Raw genomic sequence first — 20,353 nt, 5'->3', positions numbered from 1 at the left:
CGACTGACGGGTGGCCAATTCCGCCGCTTTTAATCACTTGCTCACGGATGGATCCGCATGAAATCGCCAGACGCTCCTCGCGCCGGTGCTGCTGACGTCGGTGTCAACGGAGCCTCTGAACCCACTTCTTCGATCTGGCTGAAGATCCTCGTCCGCTGTGCGGCTACTACGGGTGCGGCGCTGGCGCTCGCGGCACTGGTGGCCCTCGTTGTGAACGGAGCCGGAGCGGCCGGCAGTGCGCTCCTGGGCTGGACTCTTGTCGCCTTCTTCTTTGGCATCAGCCTCCTTATCGGTCACTACGTGGGGCGTAATAATCCTTCAGGTGCACTCGGCATCTTCGCTGTGACCTATGCCATCAAGGTCGTCGGATTTGCTGCTGTGCTCTTCCTTCTCGGAGTACCCGAATGGTTGGACCGCCACTGGTTCTTCGGCGCTGCGGTCGGCACGGTTGTGCTGTGGCAGACCGTAGAAGTAGTTGTTTTCGGACGCGCCAGGCATCAGCTCTACGACGAGGCTGCTGTCTCTAGCTCCGGGGAGGAAAGCCATGCAGGATGAGACCCCCAATCCCCAAACCGGTGAAGGCGTTCCCCGCGCTACAGAGGACTCTCGCGGGCGCTACGGCGAAGCTGGCTACAACGCGGGGATCGCCGTCTTCAGCTATATAGTTGGCGGGATCTTGGTCTGGAGTTTGATAGGCTGGGGCCTGGACAACCTCCTGGAAACGCGATGGTTCGTGCTTGCTGGGGGCCTCTTGGGTGCGGTGGGTGGTTTCTACCTCTCACACAAGCACAACCTAACCCGATCCAACCAAGCTGACCCCGGCGAAATGCCGGGAGAGCGGCCTGGCCCGGGCGAAACTCAGAGTGACGTCCAATAACTTCATTTGGCGGAGCAGCAATGCTATGCCCGATCAGACCATGCCCAACGATGGACACTGCAGAGAGGAAACGCGTTGATCGCGCTTGCGCTCCCCGCTCAAACAGCTTCTGAAGAGGGCTTTGTTGCTCCCACGATAGATGAGGCGCACCCGCCGAACATCCTGCCTTGGAACTCCGACTACGGAGTCTGGTTCACGCCGGGATTCGGCAAGCAGATGTTGCTGGTCATACTGTCCGTCATCATCATTGGCGCCTTCTTCTACGTCGCATCGCGCCGCGGACAGTTGGTTCCGGGAAAGCTTCAATTCCTCGGCGAGTCAGCCTATGGGTTTGTGCGTAACTCCATTGGCAAAGACATCATCGGTGGCCGTGATTACCTGAAATACGTGCCGTGGTTGTTCACCGCGTTCTTCTTCATCCTGGTGAATAACATCTTCGGCGCAATACCGCTGCTGCAGATCCCGACCTTCTCCCACCCGGGCAGCGCGTACGCAATCGCTGCAATCTTCTACATCCTGTGGATAGCCATTGGTCTCAAGAAGCACGGTATCCGATACTTCAAGCTGTCGGTCGTACCGTCCGGTGTACCTTGGTACATCCTGCCCCTGGTTGTTCCGATCGAAATTATTTCCAACTTCCTGGTTCGCCCGGTAACCCACTCCCTCCGTCTGTTTGCCACCATGCTGGCAGGCCACCTGATCGTCATGCTTGCTGGCACCGCCATCGAGTTCATGGTGCTTTCCGGAAATGTCCTGTTGCAGGGAACAGGTGTGCTGGTCTTGGGCGGAGCCATCGCAATGTACATGCTCGAAGCTTTGATCATGGTCCTACAGGCGTATGTTTTCACCCTGTTGGCTGCGATCTACATCGAGGGCGCGCTTCACGCGGACGCCCACTAATTCAGTAACTGAGACTTCCCCACTGGGGATGATCCCAACCAACCTGCCGCATGGTGCGGCATCTTGAAAGGAACACAATGGAAGTACAGGGTAGCCTCAACCTCGTTGGATACGGTCTCTCCGCAATCGGCGGTGGCATCGGTGTGGGCCTCGTGTTCGCCGCGTACATCAACGGTGTGGCCCGTCAGCCTGAAGCTCAGCGCGTTCTGCAGCCAATCGCATTCCTTGGCCTTGCGCTGACCGAAGCCCTTGCCATCCTCGGCCTGGTCTTCGCCTTCGTTATCGGCGCGTAGTTCCGCTTCGATCATCTCAACGGACTAGTTGTAGAAAGACGGGTGAAACATGGATAACGCAGTCATAATTGCAGCTGAAAGCCCCCTGGCACCAAACCTCTGGGAACTGCTGGTGACAGTCGCGGGTTTCGCTGTACTCATGTACATCGTTATCAAGTTCGTCATGCCGGCGTTTGAGAAGACGTTTGCTGAGCGGACTGAAGCCATCGAAGGTGGCATCGCTAAAGCGGAGGCCGCGCAGGCCGAAGCCAACGCCGCACGCGATGAGTACAAGCAGCAGTTGATCGAGGCTCGCACCGAAGGTAACCGCATCCGCGAGGAAGCACGTGCTGAGGGCGCCCAGATCCTGGCAGAGCTCAAGGAAAAAGCGGTCGCCGAGGCGAACCGCGTCACGGCGCAGGCCGAGGCGCAGATCGACGCCGAACGTCAGGCGGCAGTGGTTTCGCTTCGCGCTGAGGTCGGAACTCTGGCCACTGAGTTGGCCAGCCGTATCGTCGGTGAGTCCCTTGCTGATGATGCTCGCTCGGCTCGCGTCGTGGATCGCTTCCTCGCTGACCTGGAAGCGCAGTCCGCTACCCAGAGTGCAGGTGCATCCAAGTAATGGCAGGCGTATCAAGCCAGTCCCTCCTGGACGCACGGCACGAATTGGAGTCGAGGCTCAGCGGAGCGTCGCTCACGCTGTCGGAAGAGCTGTTCGGGGTACTCGATGCCCTGGATAGCAACGCCGGGCTCCGCCGCGCGCTGACTGACCCCAACCGCGACGGCAAAGACAAGGTGGCCCTCGTGGACCAGCTTGTCAGCGGGCGCATCTCACTGGAAGCCGCGGAGATCGTCAAGGATCTGGCCGGTCGCCGGTGGGGCAAGCCGCGTGATTTCGGGGATGCCCTGGAGACACTCGCCGCAACTGTTGCAGTTGCTGTTGCCGAAAACCGAGGGCAGGGACTTGTAGGGCTTGAGGGCCTGGAGAACGACTTGTTCTCCTTCATCAGCGTCGTCGAGTCGAATCACGACCTGCAGCGGGCTTTGTCCGAACCTCAGGCGAATGCAGCCGCAAAGTCGGCCCTGGCACTCAGGCTCGTTCCTCGGGCGACTGACGAAGCCCGTCTACTGATTCGCCAGGCCGTTCTCTCGCCCAGGGGACTGCGTCCGTCAGCCTTGATCAAGCGCTTTGTGGAGCTTGTAGCCCTGCGCCAGGAGCGGTGGATTGCAAACGTCAGCGTTACCCGTCCGCTGTCTGATGAGCAGTACGCACGTCTTCAGTCCGGGCTGAACGCACTCTACAGCCGCGATCTAAAGATCAATGTCACAGTGGATCCCTCCCTCGTGGGTGGTGTCCGCGTGAAGGTGGGCGACGAAGTGGTGGATGCCACGGCAGTCACCCGGTTGTCCGAACTTCGCCGAACTATGGCGGTTTAGTGGCCTAGCTAAAGCTCGGGCTTCGATACAGACGAAAACAACACCGGTCGCCGCCGAACCAGCGGTGATCACAACACAGGAGAGCAGGGACTGCAGATGGCCGAATTGACCATCAACGCCGAAGACGTCCGTATTGCGTTGAACGAGTTCGCGGCGTCCTACGAACCCGGAAACGCGGAGCGGGTCGAAGTTGGCCGCGTAACGACCGCAAGCGACGGCATCGCCAGGGTCGAGGGACTTCCCTCCGTCATGGCGAACGAGCTGCTGCGTTTTCAGGACGGCACACTGGGCCTCGCCCAGAACCTGGACACCCGTGAAATCGGCGTGGTTGTCCTTGGCGACTACACCGGTATCGAAGAAGGACAGGAAGTCCACCGCACCGGTGAGATCCTCTCCGTTCCCGTCGGCGATGCTTTCCTGGGCCGCGTCGTCGACCCGCTGGGACAGCCGATCGACGACCTCGGGGAGATCAAGGCTGAAGGACGCCGTGCCCTGGAAACCCAGGCACCAGGTGTTACCCAGCGCAAGTCGGTCCACGAGCCAATGCAGACCGGTCTCAAGGCTATCGACGCAATGATTCCCATCGGCCGAGGCCAGCGCCAGCTGATCATTGGCGACCGCCAGACCGGCAAGACCGCCATCGCTGTGGACACCATCATCAACCAGAAGGCCAACTGGGAGTCCGGTGACGTCCAGAAGCAGGTTCGCTGCGTCTACGTTGCCATCGGCCAGAAGGCATCCACCATCGCGGCCGTGCGCCAAACCCTCGAAGACAAGGGCGCCCTCGAGTACACCACCATTGTGGCGTCGCCTGCTTCGGATCCGGCCGGCTTCAAGTACCTGGCCCCCTATGCAGGTTCGGCCATCGGCCAGCACTGGATGTATGGCGGCAAACACGTACTCATCATCTTTGATGACCTGTCAAAGCAGGCCGAGGCATACCGCGCCGTATCGCTTCTGCTGCGCCGCCCGCCAGGACGCGAAGCCTACCCAGGCGACGTTTTCTACTTGCACTCCCGTTTGCTTGAGCGCTGTGCCAAGCTCTCTGACGATCTCGGTGCGGGTTCGATGACTGGTCTTCCAATCATCGAGACCAAGGCAAACGACGTGTCGGCCTACATCCCGACCAACGTCATCTCCATCACCGACGGCCAGATCTTCCTCCAGTCAGACCTCTTCAACGCCAACCAGCGCCCTGCCGTAGACGTGGGTGTCTCGGTATCCCGCGTTGGTGGCGCCGCTCAGGTCAAGTCGATGAAGAAGGTTTCCGGCACCTTGAAGCTGGATCTTGCCCAGTACCGCGACATGCAGGCCTTCGCGATGTTCGCGTCTGACCTCGACGCTGCGTCACGTCAGCAGCTCACCCGCGGTGCGCGCCTGATGGAACTGCTCAAGCAGGGTCAGTACGCGCCGTTCCCGATCGAAGAGCAGGTTGTTTCGATCTGGGCCGGCACGAACGGCTACCTCGACGACGTTCCGGTCGAAGACATCAATAAGTTCGAGACCCAGTTCCTTGACCACCTGCGTCACAAGTCTTCGGTTCTCACCACGCTGGCTCAGACCAACCAGCTGGAAGACTCCACCGTTGATGAGCTGAAGTCGCGCATCACCGATTTCAAGCAGGGCTTCTTCGGCCAGGGCCACGATGGCCTGGTAGCAGGGCACGAAGAGCACAGCGCGCTTGCAGAGGACGCTGTCGACCAGGAAAAGATCGTCAAGCAGAAGCGCTAACGGTGAGGGCGTCCGCGAAAAGCGGGCGCCCCGCCTGAGCCGTAGTTCCGTGAGGGACTACGAAGGAAAGGACAAGCATGGGAGCCCAGATCCGGGTCTACCGCCAGAAGATCACGTCGACCACGTCGATGCGCAAGATCTTCAAGGCGATGGAACTGATCGCCACCTCTCGCATTGGCAAGGCGCGAGCACGGGTATCGTCTTCGCTGCCGTATGCCAACGCCATCACCCGAGCCGTTTCTGCTGTCGCGTCGCAGTCTGAGATTGATCACCCGCTGACCACCGAGCCGGAGCAGATCCGCCGCGCTGCGGTACTGATCATGACTTCGGACCGCGGATTGGCTGGTTCCTACTCGGCAACCGTTCTCAAGCAGGCTGAGTCGCTCATCGAGCTTCTCCGTGGCGAAGGCAAGGAAGTCAAGACTTACCTTGTCGGCAGGAAGTCACAGGCCTACTTCGACTTCCGCGGCCGTCCGTACGAGCAGGTTTGGACCGGCGGTACCGATGCGCCCGAGTTTGAGACAGCCCGGCAAGTCGGTCGTGTCCTGCTCGAGCAGTTCGGGACGGACTACGAAGACGGAGGAGTCGACGAAATCCACGTCGTCTACATGCGATTCCGTTCGATGGTCACGCAGGAACCCACCGTTATCCGCTTGCTTCCCCTAGAAGTTGTTGAAGAGGAAGCGGCAACGGATTCCGATCTCCTGCCGCTGTACGAGTATGAGCCGGAGCCGGAGCGGGTACTTGACGCGCTGCTTCCTCGCTACATCGAGTCCAGGATCTTCGCGGCTCTGTTGCAGGCGGCGGCGAGTGAACTGGCTGCCCGCCAGCGCGCCATGAAATCCGCCGGCGACAACGCAACCGAACTCATCAAGAAGTACACGCGCCTTCGCAATACCGCCCGCCAGGCGGAAATCACGCAGGAGCTTTCGGAGATTGTAGCCGGCGCGGACGCACTGAACGCGTCCTAGGCAAACAGGCCTCCGCTGTCCGTGCGGATACGTACGGACACGTTTCAAGCACTAACATAAGCACCACGCCATCTACCGAATGAAGTGAGAGAGATGACTGCCCAGACTGTTGAGCACAGTACGGACTCAGTTGCCCCCGGAGCGACCGGCCGCATTGCCCGTGTCATCGGCCCGGTTGTCGACGTCGAGTTCCCGGCTGACGCCATTCCCGCCATCTACAACGCGCTGACCACAGAGATCACTCTCAATGGTCAGACGCACACCATCACCTTCGAGACCTCCCAGCACCTGGGAGACAATCTCGTCCGTGCCATCTCCCTCCAGGCCACTGACGGCCTCGTTCGGGGCACCACCGTACAGGACACCGGAGAAGCTATCTCGGTACCCGTCGGCGACGGTGTGAAAGGCCACATCTTCAACGTGCTGGGCAAGCCCCTCGACGTCGAAGAGTCCGCACTCGAGATCACCGAGCGGTGGCCTATCCACCGCAAAGCTCCCTCCTTCGCATCCCTTGAGGGTTCGACGGAAATGCTCGAGACCGGAATCAAGAGCATCGACCTTCTCACGCCTTACATCAAGGGTGGAAAGATCGGTCTGTTCGGTGGAGCGGGCGTTGGCAAGACGGTCCTGATCCAGGAAATGATCACTCGAGTGGCCCGCAACTTCGGTGGTACTTCGGTATTCGCCGGCGTCGGTGAGCGCACCCGTGAGGGCAACGACCTCTGGGTCGAAATGGAAGAGGCGGGCGTTCTGAAGGACACCGCACTTGTCTTCGGCCAGATGGACGAGCCACCCGGAACGCGCCTGCGCGTTGCGCTCTCTGCCCTCACTATGGCTGAGTACTTCCGCGATGTGCAGAAGCAGGACGTGTTGTTGTTCATCGACAATATCTTCCGCTTCACGCAGGCCGGTTCAGAGGTTTCCACCCTGCTCGGCCGTATGCCGTCGGCAGTGGGTTACCAGCCGAACCTGGCTGATGAGATGGGCCTCCTGCAGGAGCGGATCACATCGACCAAGGGCCACTCGATCACCTCGATGCAGGCGATCTACGTCCCGGCTGATGACTACACCGACCCAGCTCCAGCAACCACCTTCGCGCACCTCGATGCAACCACAGAGCTCTCGCGGGAAATCGCGTCGCGTGGTCTGTACCCGGCCATCGATCCGCTGACCTCCACTTCGAGGATCCTCGATCCCCAGTACATTGGTCAGGATCACTACAACACCGCAGTGCGCGTCAAGCAGATCCTCCAGAAGAACAAGGAACTGCAGGACATCATTGCAATTCTTGGTGTCGACGAACTTTCAGAAGAAGACAAGATCGTTGTTTCCCGTGCGCGCCGTATCCAGCAGTTCCTGTCGCAGAACACCTACACGGCAAAGCAGTTCACCGGTGTCGAGGGGTCGACCGTGAGCATCAAGGACACCATCGAAGGATTCACCGCAATCTGCAATGGCGACCTCGACCACATTGCAGAGCAGGCCTTCTTCAACATCGGCGGACTTGACGATGTTGAGCGCAACTGGGCCCGGATCCAAGAGCAGAGCGGAAAGTAAGCCACCATGGCTGAACTTGAAGTAGAAATCGTGGCAGCGGACCATTTTGTGTGGTCCGGCGCCGCAACCATGGTCAAAGCCCGCACGTCCGACGGCGAAATCGGGATTCTTCCCGGGCATTCGCCCGTCCTGGCAATTCTGGCCGAAGGCGAGCTCGCCATTCAGCCAGTCTCAGGAGAGCGTGTCACCGTGGGAGTTGACGGAGGATTCTTCTCGGTTGATAGTGACCGTGTGGTGATCGTTGCCGACAATGCCAGGATTGGCGGTTCCGTAACCGCAGACACGAAGTAGCAGTTTGACTGGTGGACGGCTTCATTATCACGTTCATCATTCTGGCGGCACTCTTCACCCTGGTCGTGCTGGCCATTGGTGCATTCTGCCTTCGGCGCTACCAGTTGCGGAGAGCGCTCGGAACCTTCGACGCCTCCATCTGCCTTCCACCTTCGGGATGGCGGATGGGGGTTTGTCGTTATACAGACATGCATCTGGAATGGCTGAGGCTAATGTCCCTCAGCCCCATTCCGCGCTACCGGTATCTTCGTAGTTCACTGGACCTGGTTGGGTGGAGACAGCCCACTGAAAGTGAAAAGGCTCGCATTCAACCTGGAGCGATCATTGTCACCCTCACGTACGAGGGGGAGGAGCTGTTGCTCGCCATGAAGTTCGATGTTTATGCCGGACTTTCATCGTGGCTCGAAGCGGGCCCGGTCATAGGCATTGGTACCTGGCGCTGAACGGCGCACCAGATAGAAATGGCCCTCGCAGAATTGCGGGGGCCATTTCTATGTGTCTGAACGAGTTAGACGGCGGTTACGCCAGTTGCCTGCGGGCCCTTGGCCCCCTGACCGATCTCGAACTGGACACGCTGATTCTCATCCAGCGTCCGGAATCCGTTGGTCTGGATCTCTGAGTAGTGAACGAAAACATCGCCCTCAGCGTCATCCGGCGTGATGAAGCCAAAGCCCTTTTCAGCGTTGAACCACTTGACGGTTCCCTGTGCCATTTATATGTCTCCTCATAATGGAACAATTTCCTGACCGGCACACCCCGTGCCGACCGCGAGTTACTTCGCGGGAATTCCACCGTGTCAAGGAAAGCCTGTCCATCGATGAGCTCCACGCTCGCAACTTGTCTTGCGAGCATGAAAAACACGTACACAAAGACTGCAATAAGCATCACATAGGGCAATGCACCGGTCAACGGATTTACAACGGATTAAACGGATTGTTAAGCGAATGTTTGGCCTACGAGATGGTGCTCTAAAGGGCAACCGGTTCAATCCATTCACCGTGACGAAGAACCGACTGCAAGTGAAGATCAGGTCCGGTGATAACGACGTCGGCGCGAAGCCCCGAACGAAGGTTGCCCACCTCGTTACCAAGTCCGAGGATGCCCGCCGGTACGGAGGTGGCTGAGTGCACCGCCTGGGAGAGGCCCACGCCTGCGGCAACAGTCCGCTGGACTATTTCGAGCAGTGTGGCGGTGCCCCCAGCAAGACCGCCTGTGCGGTCAAGGGTCACCACTCCGTCCCGCACAGTCACGGGTGATGGCCCCAGTTGGTAGCTGCCGTCAGGCAATCCGGTTGCTGCCATGGAGTCGGTCACCAGACAGATGTTGTCGGCCCCGACCAGTTCGAACACCGAGTACACGGTCTGGGGCGCAAGGTGGTGGTTATCGGCGATGAGTTCGACGGCGGCACCCCCGGCAGCAGCGATGCGCAGGCAGGACAGCGCGGGGCCGGGGGAGCGGTGGTGAATGGGCGGCATCCCGTTGAAGAGATGGGTGACGGTGGGCCGTCCGCTTACGGCATCATTATGGGCGGCTGCCAGTAGTTTGCCGGCTGAGTTCAGGGAAGCGGCAGCACAGTCAGCGTCCGCATCCGTATGTCCGAGGGACGGAACGACTCCGTGCTCGACAAGGATCTCGACCAGGAGCTCGGCTCCCGGACGCTCCGGCGCGTAGGTCATCGTCTTCAGGCGTCCCTTCGCCGCAGCAATGAGCCGCTCAACGTCGGCGCGGGAGGGGTCGATGATGTAATCGGGATTCTGCGCACCGCAGCGGGCCTCGGAAACGAACGGACCCTCGGCGTGGATCCCGGCGATGAGGCCTTCGTCCTGCAGGGTGGCCAGCCGGCCAAAAGCAGTCTCAATGTCTTCCAACGGCGCGGTCATGGTGCTTGCGAGGAGGGTGGTGGTGCCGCGACCATGCAGGAACTGAAGGGCCGCTCGGCAGTCATCCAGTTCTGCGGCGGAGAAATCCGAGCCAAACGCACCGTGGCAATGCACATCCACCAGGCCGGGCAGAACCAGGCTCTCGGGCGGAACGCCTTCGACCTGGCGGGCGCTACCGGAGGTGTAGCCGGATGCAGGTCCCGCATAGGTGATGAACCCCTGCGCAAAGGCGAGAACGCCGTCGTCGACAATGGTCTGATCCATGACCAGACGTGCCCGAACGTACTGCTCCACACCGGTGCTCTCAGTCATGTTCCGATTCTATCCGCGCCAAATACACCACCTGGCACGGGAGTCAGCCGGTGACGTCACAACCGGCGGCACAGGCGTCAGTCAGAAGAGACGGGAGTCGACGTCATCGACGCCGCGCATGGCGTCATAATCCAGCGTGAGGCAGTCAATGCCGCGATCCTGGGCAAGTACGCGAGCCTGCGGCTTGATTTGCTGTGCTGCATAAATGCCCTTCACGGGTGCCATCAACGGATCCCGGTTCAAGAGTTCCAGGTAACGTGTGAGCTGCTCCACGCCGTCGATGTCACCACGGCGCTTGAGCTCGATGGCCACAGTGCGCCCCGAGCCGTCCCGCGCAAGGATGTCCACGGGTCCAATCGCTGTCATGTACTCCCGCCGAATCAGTGAGTAACCCTCACCGACGAGGTTGATCTGTTCCGCGAGCAGTCTCTGCAGATCAGCTTCGACGCCGTCCTTCACCAATCCAGGGTCAACGCCCAGATCGTGTGAGGTTTCGTGCAGCAGCTCATGAATGTTGATGACGAGGCGGTCATCGCTCTTGGCATGCTGTACATTCCAGGTCTGCACCACGCCCAATTCGACGTCCTCAGCCGCCGGATCCACGATCCTGAGGGAGGCGGGCGGGCTCATCCAGTTCAACGGCTTGTAGGAGCCGCCGTCGGAGTGGACAAGCACGGAGCCGTCTGCCTTCACCATCAGCAACCGGGTAGCGAGGGGCAGATGGGCGCGAAGGCGACCAACATAATCAACAGAGCAACGGGCAATCACTAGGCGCACCCATTGCACTTTACCGGGACGTCGTCGTAATCCGCTTTCAGCATCCCAGTTTACGGATCCTGTTCACAGATCCTGCGGATTCCGATGCAGACTTGGTTCATGCCCCGATCCAACCAGCCGCGCAAACCGCGGGGACAGCCCCGCCGGAAGTGGGGCGAGGCGCCGGAGCTCGATCTTGAACGTGCCCGGGCAGGCATTCCCACCCGGGAGAGCGCCCGCGACGGTGTCTGGTCGGTCCGCAGGATCACTGAACGGAACGCAGCAAAGCACTACGTGTGCCCAGGATGCTTCTCCGACATACCTCCCGGGGTTGCGCACCTGGTCGCGTGGCAGGAGGACTCCCTCTTCGGCGCGGAAACCGCGTTAGCGGACCGGCGTCACTGGCATGTGGCCTGCTGGCGCACCCGCCGGTCCGTCTAGCCGAAGGAATCGCTTGGGTAGACTGACCGGGATGACAAGCACAGCCCCCGCGTACCAGTTCTCCACTTCCACCGAACCGACGGAAATCCGTGCGGGTACCGTCCTGCCAGCTTCCCGGCGCAACATCGAGCTGAAGACGCGGGATGGCAAGACGCTGGTCGGTGAGTTCTCCACCCCTGACGGCAGGGCCCCCGTGGCCACACTGGTGACCCTGCATCCGCTGCCCACAGCCGGTGGCTTCATGGACTCCCACGTTTACCGCAAGGCATCCTTCCGCCTCCCTGCCCTGGCTGACATCGCGGTCCTCCGGTTCAACACCCGCGGTACCTGTTCGCCGCGCGGATGCAGCGAGGGAGAGTTCGACGGCGGTGGGCTGGAACGCCACGACCTTGAGGCTGCCGTGGAATGGGTAGTCAACGAGGGCCTCACCAACGTCTGGCTGGTCGGTTGGAGCTTCGGAACGGAGCTCTGCCTGAAGTACGGCGCCCGGGAGCCGGTAGCCGAACTCATCGAAGGTGCTGTGCTGCTCTCTCCGCCACTTCACAGGGCGGATGACGCCGACCTTGGGTCCTGGGCCGCGGCGGGGCTCCCGCTGCACGTGCTGGTGCCCGAACACGACGACTATCTGCAGCCAGTGGAGGCCACCGAGCGGTTCGCGCGGATCCCGCAGGCGAAGGTCGTCGGTATCGACGGCGCCAAGCACCTTTGGGTGGGAGAGAAATACGTTCGCCGCGCACTCGACGAAATTGCCGGCGTCGTGCTCGGTACGCCAACGTCGCTTCCGGAAGTCTGGGATGGACCCACAGCCCGCGCGGACTAGGAGCGGGGCGCGGTTTTCAAGCGCGGGAAGGTGACCGCCGCGCGTGGTCTCGCCTTCGCCGGAGCCCTATTGGCTGTCCTGCCGTGCGATGAACACTTCCTTGAGGAGCAGCATGACTGCCGCGGCGGTGGGGATCGCAATGAGCGCGCCCAGCACCCCGAGGAGGCTGCCGCCGGCGATGACCGCGATGACCGCGATGGCGCCGGGAACGGCCACTGCCCTCTGCATGATGCGGGGGGAGATGAAATACGCCTCGAGCTGCAGGTAGGCAAGGTACAGCACCGCGAACAGTGCGGCCGTCTGCCAGCCCGCCGTAAGCGCAACGAGGCTGACGACGACGGCGGCAATGAGTGCGCCGACCAGCGGAATGAACGCGAGCATCACCACCACGAACGCCAGCAGCACGGAGAACGGAACTCCGGCGATCGTCATGAAGATGAACGCGAAGAAGGCGTTGAGCAGGGCGACGCAGGCCTGGCCGATCACGTAGTTACCGACACTGCGGGTGATTTCCTCGCTCAAGCGCTCAACCCGCGCACGCCGTGAGCGGGGCGCCAGGCGGTAGGCCCACTTCTTCATGCCCGGAAGGGACGCGAGGAAGTAGAGGGTGAGGACCAGGATGATCAGTACGCCGAACAGGCTGTTGATGATTACGGTACCTACGCCCAGCACCCCGCCGAAGATGCCCCCGACCGCCTCCGAGTCGGCAAAGAACTTATTGACTTCCTCGGTAACGCGCTCGCGCACTTGGAATTGTTCATCGACGTTCTGGAAGAACTCCGAGTTGAGGAAGTCTCGGGCGTAACCCGGAGCACGTTCCACCAGTTGAGTGGTTTGCGACACGATCGTGGGAATGAGGGTGGCGAAGAAGCCGGCGATGATGCCCACAAGGAAAAGCAGTGCGATGGTAATTCCGGCCGGACGAGGCACGTGCCGCTTTTCGAGCCACCTCACGATGGGATCTAGGCCGAGGGCGATGAAGAGGGCGGCCCCGATCCAGACGAGCAGTTGGCCCACGTTGGTGATCATGAAGAACGCCAGCAGCGCCAGGCCGGCACCCACGCTGGCCATGAAGCCGAAGTGGATGGGGTGCTGGCGCATGGAACGCTGTGGGGCGCCGCCGAACTTCAGCCGATCATCGTTGATGTGCACGGACTCGTCCACCGGGACTTCGTCGGTTCTTTCCGGAGGGAATTCAAACCGCGGCCGGGGTTGGGCCACCGGGACCACGCGCCTCAGGCGCGCCAGGGCGAAACCCAGGCCCCGCCGTCGTGCGCTGGACCGAGAAGGCACCCCCCCGGGTTCGGCCCCCGGAGTCGAGCCATCCGATGTGGATGAGGCCGTCGTCCCGCTCACCGACGAGACCGGGCGGGGCAACGGCTCGCCGATCGGCACGTCCTCGTGTTCACTCACCGTGGTTCCCGCTCTCGTTTGCGTGGGGTGTGGGTTATGGCACCGCCAATGACTAGCGAAACACTAACAGGAGCGCGGGGCAGGTTACTGAACCTGTTGTGCGGTCGACACTTTGCGCGTCGTTGAGGGGATCCCGAGGGAATCCGTGGGGAAACGGCGCTGCCAGGTGCCGTTGAGACATGTTCGTTACCATGGGATTGCTATTGAGGCCCGGCACCCGGGTACTACCCATATCGAACGATAGGTTCTTGCGTGCGCTTTCCACTTGCTGTTCCCGTTACGGTGATCGGCGCGCTGCTGGTGTTGCTCGGCGTTGGCCAGCTCACCTGGTGGGCTCCGCCGGAGACGGTAACAGTTTCCGTTCCAGCCGACGTCCAGACCGGCCCCGTCACCGTGATCGATGCAGCCGCCAAGCCATCCGGGAGCGACGACGTCGACATCACGGTCGAGTCCGAGGGAGCCTTCACGCTCGCCGTCGGGCGTGCGAACGACGTCGACGCCTGGGTCGGGAGCGCAGCCCACCTCGCCGTGACCGGGGTGGGGGAGGACGAGCTTCAGACGGAGTTCACCGACGGTGAGGAAAGCGTGCCCAACCCCAGTGGCGCCGACCTCTGGACCAGTGAGGAAACCGCTGAAGGGACCCTGACGCATCGTTGGCTGGACCCCGGAGAGGGCGAGTGGTCCATCCTCATTGCCGCCGACGGGGAGGAGCCGGCGCCGACGGCCATTTCCATCACGAGTCCCAATGACACGGCAACGCCCTGGGCTGTGCCGCTCATCATGCTGGGTGCGCTGTTGATTGTCCTGGGTGTGGCGCTGGCTTTCATCAAGCCCCGCGGAGGGAACCGGCCGCCCGCTGCAGTCGGTTCACGCGCCCATGCCCGCAGGCAGAACCGCCGCCAGGACAACCGCAGCAGTTTCGTTGCCAGCTCCGGCCACGGACCGCTGGCCCTGGCGCTGACCGCCGTCCTGGGGCTTTCCGGCGCCGTTGGTGCCCACGCCGGTACCCAGACGCCGGCGCCGTCCCCGACTTCGAGCGAAACCCCGACTTCGAGCGAAACCCCGACCTCCAGCGAGACCCCGACCGAGCCCGCCGAGAGCGAAACCGCCGAGAGCGAGCCCGCTGAATACCCGGTCGTTCTTGAGAGCCAGCTGAACCGGATCCTTGGCGCAGTGCAAACCACTGTTGCTGAAGCCGATGCCGCGGCCGACGCCGCTCTGCTTGAGGCCAGGACTGCGGGCGCGGCGGCATCATTGAGAAGCGCCAACTACGCTGTCCGGTCGCAGGCCGACGACATACCCGCCCTAACCCCCGTTGCCGCCGAACCGGTGTTGACCAGCCTCGTGCCAAACGGAAGCGGATGGCCCCGCACGGTCGTCGCGCTGACGCAGGGGGAAGCCAACCCGGTTCCACAGGCACTCGTGCTCGTGCAGGCGGATGCCAGGTCGAACTACAAGCTCACGTCCTCAATCCAGATGCTTCCAGGCACGACCTTCCCCACCGCCGGAAGCCCGGAAGGTCTGAGCGAGCTTCCCGTGGACGAAGCCGGGGAGCTGTCCACTTCGCCGCAGGACGCCGTGGCGGCCATCGCGAGCTATCTGACCGATCCTAAAGGGGACAACGCGGAAACGTTCGAGCCGAACTCCTTCGCCGATGCCATTACGTCCTTCCAATCCGACGTAGTGGCTGATGCAGACAACGATTCCGCTGAGATCAGCTTCAGCCACGAGGCTGCTCCAGAAAACACGCTCGCGATCTCAACCGACGACGGCGGGGCGATGGTCTTTGGCTACCTGAACCACACCTACAGCAGTGTGCCGGAAGGTCCGGGGGATTCCATTGCACTCGAAGGAACTGTCTACGAGACGCTGACCGGAGAGGATTCCACGGAGGAAGGAATCGATGTCCGCTACGGCGAAGCCGTCATGATGTACATCCCATCAGTCGAAAGCGGCGGGAAAATCTCGGTCATCGGGGCCGCCCAACAATTGCTCTCTGCTGAACTGCGATGAGGCTGACTTGCACTCACTGGCCGTAGAAGTTCCGCCTCTGACTGAACCCGCTGACGGAGTAGTCAAACCCCGCTGACGTAGTAATAAGGTGAAACCATGAGCATTCCGAACACTCCCGGCAGCCCCGGGCCGTCGTCAATGAACCTGCGCGGAGCAGTGGACCTTTCTGCCCTCAAGGCTCGAGCGCAGGCACAGTCGCAGGCACCGAATTCGCAAGGACCAGCAGGCCAAAGCGCCGTCGGGGCAGATGGAGCGGGGCAGCCCGGCAACGGTCAGCCCGGGGTGCCTGCGCCGGCAGGCAGCCCGTACATTGTCGACGTCACCGAGCAGGTCTTCCCACAGTTGGTGCAGCTTTCCGCCCAGGTGCCGGTGATCATTGCACTCGGAGCGTCCTGGAGCGACCAATCGGCACAGGTGCTCTCGATCCTCGAAACCATTGCCGTTGAGCAGGCTGGTTCTATATTGCTTGCGCGGGTGGACTTCGATGCGCAGCCAGGGATCGCACAGGCTTTCCAGGCGCAGGGCGTGCCCACAGTGGTTGCGGTGATCAAGGGCCAGCCGGTGCCGCTCTTCGAGGGCCCACTACCCGAGGCGCAGGTCCGTTCCTACGTCGACGAGCTGCTGAAGGTTGCGGAGGCGAACGGCGTGACGGGTTCACTGAACGACGACGCCGCCGATCCCGCCCCAGCGGAGCCCGCCGAAGAGCCCCTTCCACCGCTGCATCAGGAAGCGTTCGATGCAATCGAAGCGGGAGACTATCCAACTGCCGCTGCGGCCTACCGCAAGGCGCTCGCCGAGCAGCCTGCCGATGCTGACGCGAAGGCAGGGCTTGCACAGGTGGAACTGATGCAGCGGCTTCAGAACGCTGACGCAGCAGCACTGCGTACCGCGGCAGCTGAAGCTCCCGAATCGGTGGAAGCACAAATGGCGGCGGCGGACCTCGACCTCTCGGGTGGGCATGTCGAGGACGCACTCGCCCGCCTCACCGCCTTCATCGCGCGCTCAAGCGGAGAAGACCGTGAGACTGCCAGGGTCCGTTTGCTGGAACTGTTCGACATCGTGGGCGTCAGCGACCCACGCGTCACCAAGGCACGGGGCGCGCTGGCGAGGGCACTGTTCTAATGCCTGACTCCGGGCTCTTCGACCCGATTTCCCTGCGCGGACTCCACCTCGCGCACCGCGGCTGGGTTGCCGCGATGTGTCAGTACTCAGCTGATGCGTCGAACGCGCCCGGTGTTCCACATGACTGGCACTTGATGCACCTCGGGCAGTTCGCCGCCGGCGGTGCCGCGCTCATCATCTCCGAAGCTACCGCCGTCAATCATCAGGGGATGATCAGCCCCCGTGATACCGGCCTGTACAACGACGAGCAGACAGCGGCGTGGCGGAGGATCACCAATTTCGTCCACGCCAATTCCTCGGTGAACGCCGTGATCGGCGTCCAACTCGCCCATGCGGGCCGCAAGGCGTCAACGTGGTGGCCCTTCAGTGGCAGGCGGGGTTCGGTTTCAGTTGACGACGGCGGTTGGGACACCATGGGCCCCACCGCGGAGGCTTTCGACGGCTACTCTGCACCGCGGGCCATGGCCGAGACGGACATCCTCTCGGTTGTCGATGACTTCCGGAACTCTGCCGTGCGCGCCGTCGACGCCGGATTCGACACGGTCCAGATTCACGCCGCGCATGGCTACCTGCTGCACCAGTTCCTCAGCCCACTTGTGAACACGCGCGGGGACCGCTGGGGAGGCAGTGAGGAGAATCGCTTCCGGTTCACCCTCGCCGTCGTCGACGCCGTCCGGGAAGTCCTTCCCGCCTCAATGCCGCTGTTGCTGCGGATATCTGCCACCGACTGGGTTGCAGGCGGCCTTGACGGCGCCAGCTCAGCCCGGCTTGCCCGGCAGGCTGCCGAACGGGGCGTCGATTTCGTGGATGTGTCATCGGGAGGCGCCGTTCCCAACGCAGTGATTCCGGTGGAGCCGGGATACCAGATCCATCTGGCGGAGCAGGTCAAACTCGAAGCGGGAGTGCCAACGGGCGCCGTCGGCCTCATCAGCGACGCTTCAGCCGCCGACCGCATCATTCGTGAAGGGCAGGCTGACGCCGTGCTCATCGCGCGGGCAGCACTCCGAGACCCGCACTGGTGGCAAAGGGCAGCGCATGAGCTTGGAGCGGATCTGCCGTGGGCACCCCAGTACGAGCGCGCGGGCAGCTTTTCGAGTTTTTAGTCCTTTCGGATGAGGAACCGTGCCGGCGGCCATTGCTAGCGTGGGAACCATGACCGCCGAGCCCCTTCCGTCTGATCCGTCCGCCCCTCGACCGCACTTGGAACGTCCTGCGCTCGCGCTGCGCGGGCTCGCCAAGCGTTTCGGCGAGAAGATCGCTGTCAACGGCATCGACCTGAACGTTCCGGCGGGTTCCTTCTACGGACTGGTGGGGCCGAATGGTGCCGGCAAAACCACCGCGCTCTCGATGGCTACCGGGCTTCTTCGGCCGGATTACGGACAGGCCTGGGTCCACGGCGTAGACGTCTGGCAGAACCCATTGGAGGCCAAGAAACTCATGGGCATCCTCCCGGACGGCGTGCGGTTGTTCGATCGACTGACCGGCGAGCAGCTCGTTACCTACTCCGGCCTGCTGCGGGGGATGGACCGCGAGGAAGTGGCATCCCGGGTAACGGACCTGCTGCGCGCTCTCGACCTCACCAAAGATGCCGGAACCCTGGTGGTTGACTACTCAGCGGGCATGACCAAGAAGATCGCGCTCGCGTCCGCCCTGGTCCATGCTCCAAGCCTGCTGGTCCTCGATGAACCGTTTGAGTCGGTGGACCCAGTGTCCGCAGCCAACATCCGGGACATCCTGTCGACCTACGTGGAATCGGGCGGAACCGTCATCGTGTCCAGCCACGTCATGGACCTGGTGCAGCGCATGTGTGACCATGTTGCCGTCATCGCTGCCGGGACCGTCCTCGCTGCAGGAACTGTCGACGAGGTGCGCGGCAGCGCGAGCCTTGAAGACCGGTTCGTTGAACTGGTCGGCGGCAGGAACACAGCGGAAGGGCTGACATGGTTGCGCACCTCCTGAGGCTGAAGCTGACACTGCTCCGCAACTCCTTCCGGCGCAGTACGTGGCAGCTGGTGGGGGTCATCCTCGGAGGCCTGTACGGACTGGGAGTGCTCGGGATGGCCGTGGTTGGCCTGGTGTTTCTCGGTTCGGCAGACCCCGAAGTGATTCGCGCCGTCGTCGTCATCGGCGGTTCAGTGACCGTGCTCGGGTGGCTGGTGATCCCTCTGGTTGCGTCGGGCGTCGACATGACCCTCGACCCGGCACGGTTCGTTACTTTCGCGGTGCCGATGCGCCAACTCCTGATGGGGTTGACCCTCGGGGCCATTATCGGCATCCCGGGAATAGTGACCCTCGTAGCGTCCCTGACCCTCGTCCTTACCTGGATTCGTTTCCCCCTCGCGGCCCTCGCCGCGGCGGTGTGCGCAGTGGGAGCGGTGGTTCTGTGCGTGGTCGGGTCAAGACTGATTACGACGGCGAGCACAGCGCTCGCTTCCTCGCGGAGGTTCAAAGACCTCAGCTCAACGGTGGCCATCATCCCCCTGATCCTCCTCGGCCCGATCATCGCTGGAGTCACCGCCGGCTTCCAGACTTCTCCGGGATTCGCCTTCCAGCTGACCGACATACTCGCCTGGACACCCTTGGGAGCGTTTTGGTCGGTACCCGCGGATATCGCAGCGGGAGATGCAGGCCTGGCGCTGATGCGGTTCCTTATCGGCGCGGCGACCATAGCCCTCCTGGCCTGGCTGTGGCAGAAAAGCCTTACCCGTGCTCTGGTCACTCCCGCCTTCAATTCGGTAACCCGAAAGGGCGCAGGAAACCTGGGGCTGTTCAACCGTTTCCCAGCCACGCCCACCGGCGCCGTCGCCGCCCGGGCGCTTACCTACTGGATACGGGACCCGCGTTATGCCGCCTCCGTGATCGTTGTGCCCCTGCTGCCCGTACTCCTGTGGTTCATCAACCGGGAGTCTGGAGACCTGTCTCTGCTCAACTACCTCGGTCCCCTCACTGCGTTCCTGCTGGCCTGGTCCATTTCGGCCGATATTTCCTACGACAACACGGCCTTCTGGACGCATCTCTCCACGGGCGTCAGCGGCAGGGCAGACCGCGCGGGCCGAGCGTTGGCCCTGTGTGTTTTCGCGGTGCCCGTTGTCCTGGTCTTCACCGTCGTTCCGCTGTGGTTGAACGGGTCCCTCGCGGACCTTCCGATGATGCTGGGATTGAGTGTTGGAGCGCTCTTCACCGGGACGGGGCTGTCCAGTGTTGTCTCGGCACGGTACACCTACAACGTGCCGCTGCCCGGTGAGAGCGCGTTCAAGACCCCACCCGGTACCGGTTTCTCCATGCTGACCATCCAGTTCATGGGTTGGTTCGTGCTTGCCGTGCTGCTGGTGCCCGAGCTGGCGCTGGCGATCACTTACCTGGTGACCGGTGACGCGCTGTTCGGATGGCTGACTCTCGCCGCGGGGGTGGTGTGCGGAACAGCTGCGCTCGTGGGTGGAATCCGTGTCGGCGGAAGCTGGTATGACAAGCGGGCTCCAGAGCTGCTGCAGGCCGTGAGCGTGAACAAATGACGCCGTGACCTGTCAGTATGCCACTGCCTCCCCGGCCAGCCTGGGCGC

The 20,353-nt window shown here is 62.2% G+C and carries 22 protein-coding genes; 18 read left to right on the top strand and 4 right to left on the bottom strand.

The genetic code is table 11. The features are described 5' to 3' along the window. Positions 1-57 precede the first annotated feature (57 nt). From ACWA1U_RS14290 to ACWA1U_RS14240, 11 genes are all read left to right on the top strand, one after another. Positions 58-555, top strand: coding sequence for a hypothetical protein (locus ACWA1U_RS14290; RefSeq protein ID WP_463722825.1), 498 nt, complete (start codon positions 58-60; stop codon positions 553-555). Further along, on the top strand, positions 545-877 hold the full coding sequence (locus tag ACWA1U_RS14285) for a hypothetical protein (RefSeq protein WP_463722824.1): 333 nt from the start codon (positions 545-547) through the stop codon (positions 875-877). Before ACWA1U_RS14290 ends, ACWA1U_RS14285 begins: the two co-directional genes overlap by 11 nt. A gap of 75 nt (positions 878-952) precedes the next feature. Continuing rightward, positions 953-1,777: a F0F1 ATP synthase subunit A gene (gene atpB / locus ACWA1U_RS14280; protein ID WP_463722823.1), complete on the top strand. Its 825-nt coding sequence runs from the start codon at positions 953-955 to the stop codon at positions 1,775-1,777. Positions 1,778-1,854: 77 nt separating this feature from the next. Then, a complete protein-coding gene (locus ACWA1U_RS14275) occupies positions 1,855-2,070 on the top strand; it encodes an ATP synthase F0 subunit C (RefSeq protein ID WP_019481292.1) in 216 nt (71 codons plus the stop codon). 49 nt (positions 2,071-2,119) lie between these two features. After that, positions 2,120-2,671 (top strand): F0F1 ATP synthase subunit B, encoded by a 552-nt coding sequence (locus tag ACWA1U_RS14270; RefSeq protein ID WP_463722822.1) that lies wholly within the window; start codon positions 2,120-2,122, stop codon positions 2,669-2,671. Then, positions 2,671-3,486, top strand: coding sequence for a F0F1 ATP synthase subunit delta (locus tag ACWA1U_RS14265; protein WP_463722821.1), 816 nt, complete (start codon positions 2,671-2,673; stop codon positions 3,484-3,486). The genes ACWA1U_RS14270 and ACWA1U_RS14265 overlap by 1 nt, the downstream gene beginning before the upstream one ends. 96 nt (positions 3,487-3,582) lie before the next feature. Beyond that, the gene (gene atpA / locus ACWA1U_RS14260; protein WP_463722820.1) at positions 3,583-5,217 is read left to right on the top strand and encodes a F0F1 ATP synthase subunit alpha; all 1,635 of its coding nucleotides are present in this window, start codon (positions 3,583-3,585) and stop codon (positions 5,215-5,217) included. A gap of 77 nt (positions 5,218-5,294) precedes the next feature. Beyond that, positions 5,295-6,188 (top strand): F0F1 ATP synthase subunit gamma, encoded by an 894-nt coding sequence (locus tag ACWA1U_RS14255; protein WP_463722819.1) that lies wholly within the window; start codon positions 5,295-5,297, stop codon positions 6,186-6,188. A 93-nt stretch (positions 6,189-6,281) separates the two neighbouring features. Next, complete coding sequence (gene atpD, locus ACWA1U_RS14250; RefSeq protein WP_463722818.1) at positions 6,282-7,745, top strand: F0F1 ATP synthase subunit beta; 1,464 nt, start codon at positions 6,282-6,284, stop codon at positions 7,743-7,745. A 6-nt stretch (positions 7,746-7,751) separates the two neighbouring features. Beyond that, on the top strand, positions 7,752-8,036 hold the full coding sequence (locus ACWA1U_RS14245) for a F0F1 ATP synthase subunit epsilon (protein ID WP_463722817.1): 285 nt from the start codon (positions 7,752-7,754) through the stop codon (positions 8,034-8,036). A gap of 11 nt (positions 8,037-8,047) precedes the next feature. Further along, positions 8,048-8,479 (top strand): DUF2550 domain-containing protein, encoded by a 432-nt coding sequence (locus ACWA1U_RS14240; RefSeq protein ID WP_463722816.1) that lies wholly within the window; start codon positions 8,048-8,050, stop codon positions 8,477-8,479. Between the two features lie 65 nt (positions 8,480-8,544). Here the strand turns inward: ACWA1U_RS14240 and ACWA1U_RS14235 are convergent, their stop codons facing one another. From ACWA1U_RS14235 to nucS, 3 genes are all read right to left on the bottom strand, one after another. Further along, positions 8,545-8,748 (bottom strand): cold-shock protein, encoded by a 204-nt coding sequence (locus ACWA1U_RS14235; RefSeq protein ID WP_463722815.1) that lies wholly within the window; start codon positions 8,746-8,748, stop codon positions 8,545-8,547. A gap of 256 nt (positions 8,749-9,004) precedes the next feature. Beyond that, positions 9,005-10,228 carry an N-acetylglucosamine-6-phosphate deacetylase gene (locus ACWA1U_RS14230; RefSeq protein WP_463722814.1) on the bottom strand — a complete coding sequence of 408 codons (1,224 nt, stop codon included), beginning with the start codon at positions 10,226-10,228 and terminating at the stop codon, positions 9,005-9,007. An 81-nt stretch (positions 10,229-10,309) separates the two neighbouring features. Then, positions 10,310-11,005 (bottom strand): endonuclease NucS, encoded by a 696-nt coding sequence (gene nucS, locus ACWA1U_RS14225; protein ID WP_463722813.1) that lies wholly within the window; start codon positions 11,003-11,005, stop codon positions 10,310-10,312. Positions 11,006-11,104: 99 nt separating this feature from the next. Here nucS and ACWA1U_RS14220 point away from each other — a divergent pair, with 99 nt between their 5' ends. Continuing rightward, on the top strand, positions 11,105-11,425 hold the full coding sequence (locus ACWA1U_RS14220) for a hypothetical protein (protein ID WP_463722812.1): 321 nt from the start codon (positions 11,105-11,107) through the stop codon (positions 11,423-11,425). A gap of 31 nt (positions 11,426-11,456) precedes the next feature. Continuing rightward, complete coding sequence (locus ACWA1U_RS14215; RefSeq protein ID WP_463722811.1) at positions 11,457-12,245, top strand: alpha/beta hydrolase; 789 nt, start codon at positions 11,457-11,459, stop codon at positions 12,243-12,245. A 66-nt stretch (positions 12,246-12,311) separates the two neighbouring features. Here the strand turns inward: ACWA1U_RS14215 and ACWA1U_RS14210 are convergent, their stop codons facing one another. Beyond that, on the bottom strand, positions 12,312-13,658 hold the full coding sequence (locus ACWA1U_RS14210; RefSeq protein ID WP_463722810.1) for an AI-2E family transporter: 1,347 nt from the start codon (positions 13,656-13,658) through the stop codon (positions 12,312-12,314). A 252-nt stretch (positions 13,659-13,910) separates the two neighbouring features. On the opposite strand from ACWA1U_RS14210, the gene ACWA1U_RS14205 reads away from it, so the two are divergent. From ACWA1U_RS14205 to ACWA1U_RS14185, 5 genes are all read left to right on the top strand, one after another. Beyond that, a complete protein-coding gene (locus tag ACWA1U_RS14205) occupies positions 13,911-15,671 on the top strand; it encodes a DUF8094 domain-containing protein (protein ID WP_463722809.1) in 1,761 nt (586 codons plus the stop codon). Between the two features lie 96 nt (positions 15,672-15,767). Beyond that, entirely contained in the window at positions 15,768-16,793 is a 1,026-nt protein-coding gene (locus tag ACWA1U_RS14200; RefSeq protein WP_463722808.1) for a co-chaperone YbbN, read from the top strand. Then, the gene (locus tag ACWA1U_RS14195; protein WP_463722807.1) at positions 16,793-17,896 is read left to right on the top strand and encodes an NADH:flavin oxidoreductase/NADH oxidase; all 1,104 of its coding nucleotides are present in this window, start codon (positions 16,793-16,795) and stop codon (positions 17,894-17,896) included. The genes ACWA1U_RS14200 and ACWA1U_RS14195 overlap by 1 nt, the downstream gene beginning before the upstream one ends. A 49-nt stretch (positions 17,897-17,945) precedes the next feature. Further along, positions 17,946-18,752, top strand: a complete 807-nt coding sequence (locus ACWA1U_RS14190) for an ABC transporter ATP-binding protein (protein WP_463722806.1) — start codon at positions 17,946-17,948, stop codon at positions 18,750-18,752. Next, positions 18,734-20,305, top strand: a complete 1,572-nt coding sequence (locus ACWA1U_RS14185; protein ID WP_463722805.1) for a transporter — start codon at positions 18,734-18,736, stop codon at positions 20,303-20,305. Before ACWA1U_RS14190 ends, ACWA1U_RS14185 begins: the two co-directional genes overlap by 19 nt. Positions 20,306-20,353 lie beyond the last annotated feature (48 nt).

It is taken from the genome of Arthrobacter sp. TRD_SC_6, from assembly GCF_055361185.1.
Note: the sequence above shows the minus strand (reverse complement) of the source record. Positions and strands in the feature narration are given on the sequence as shown.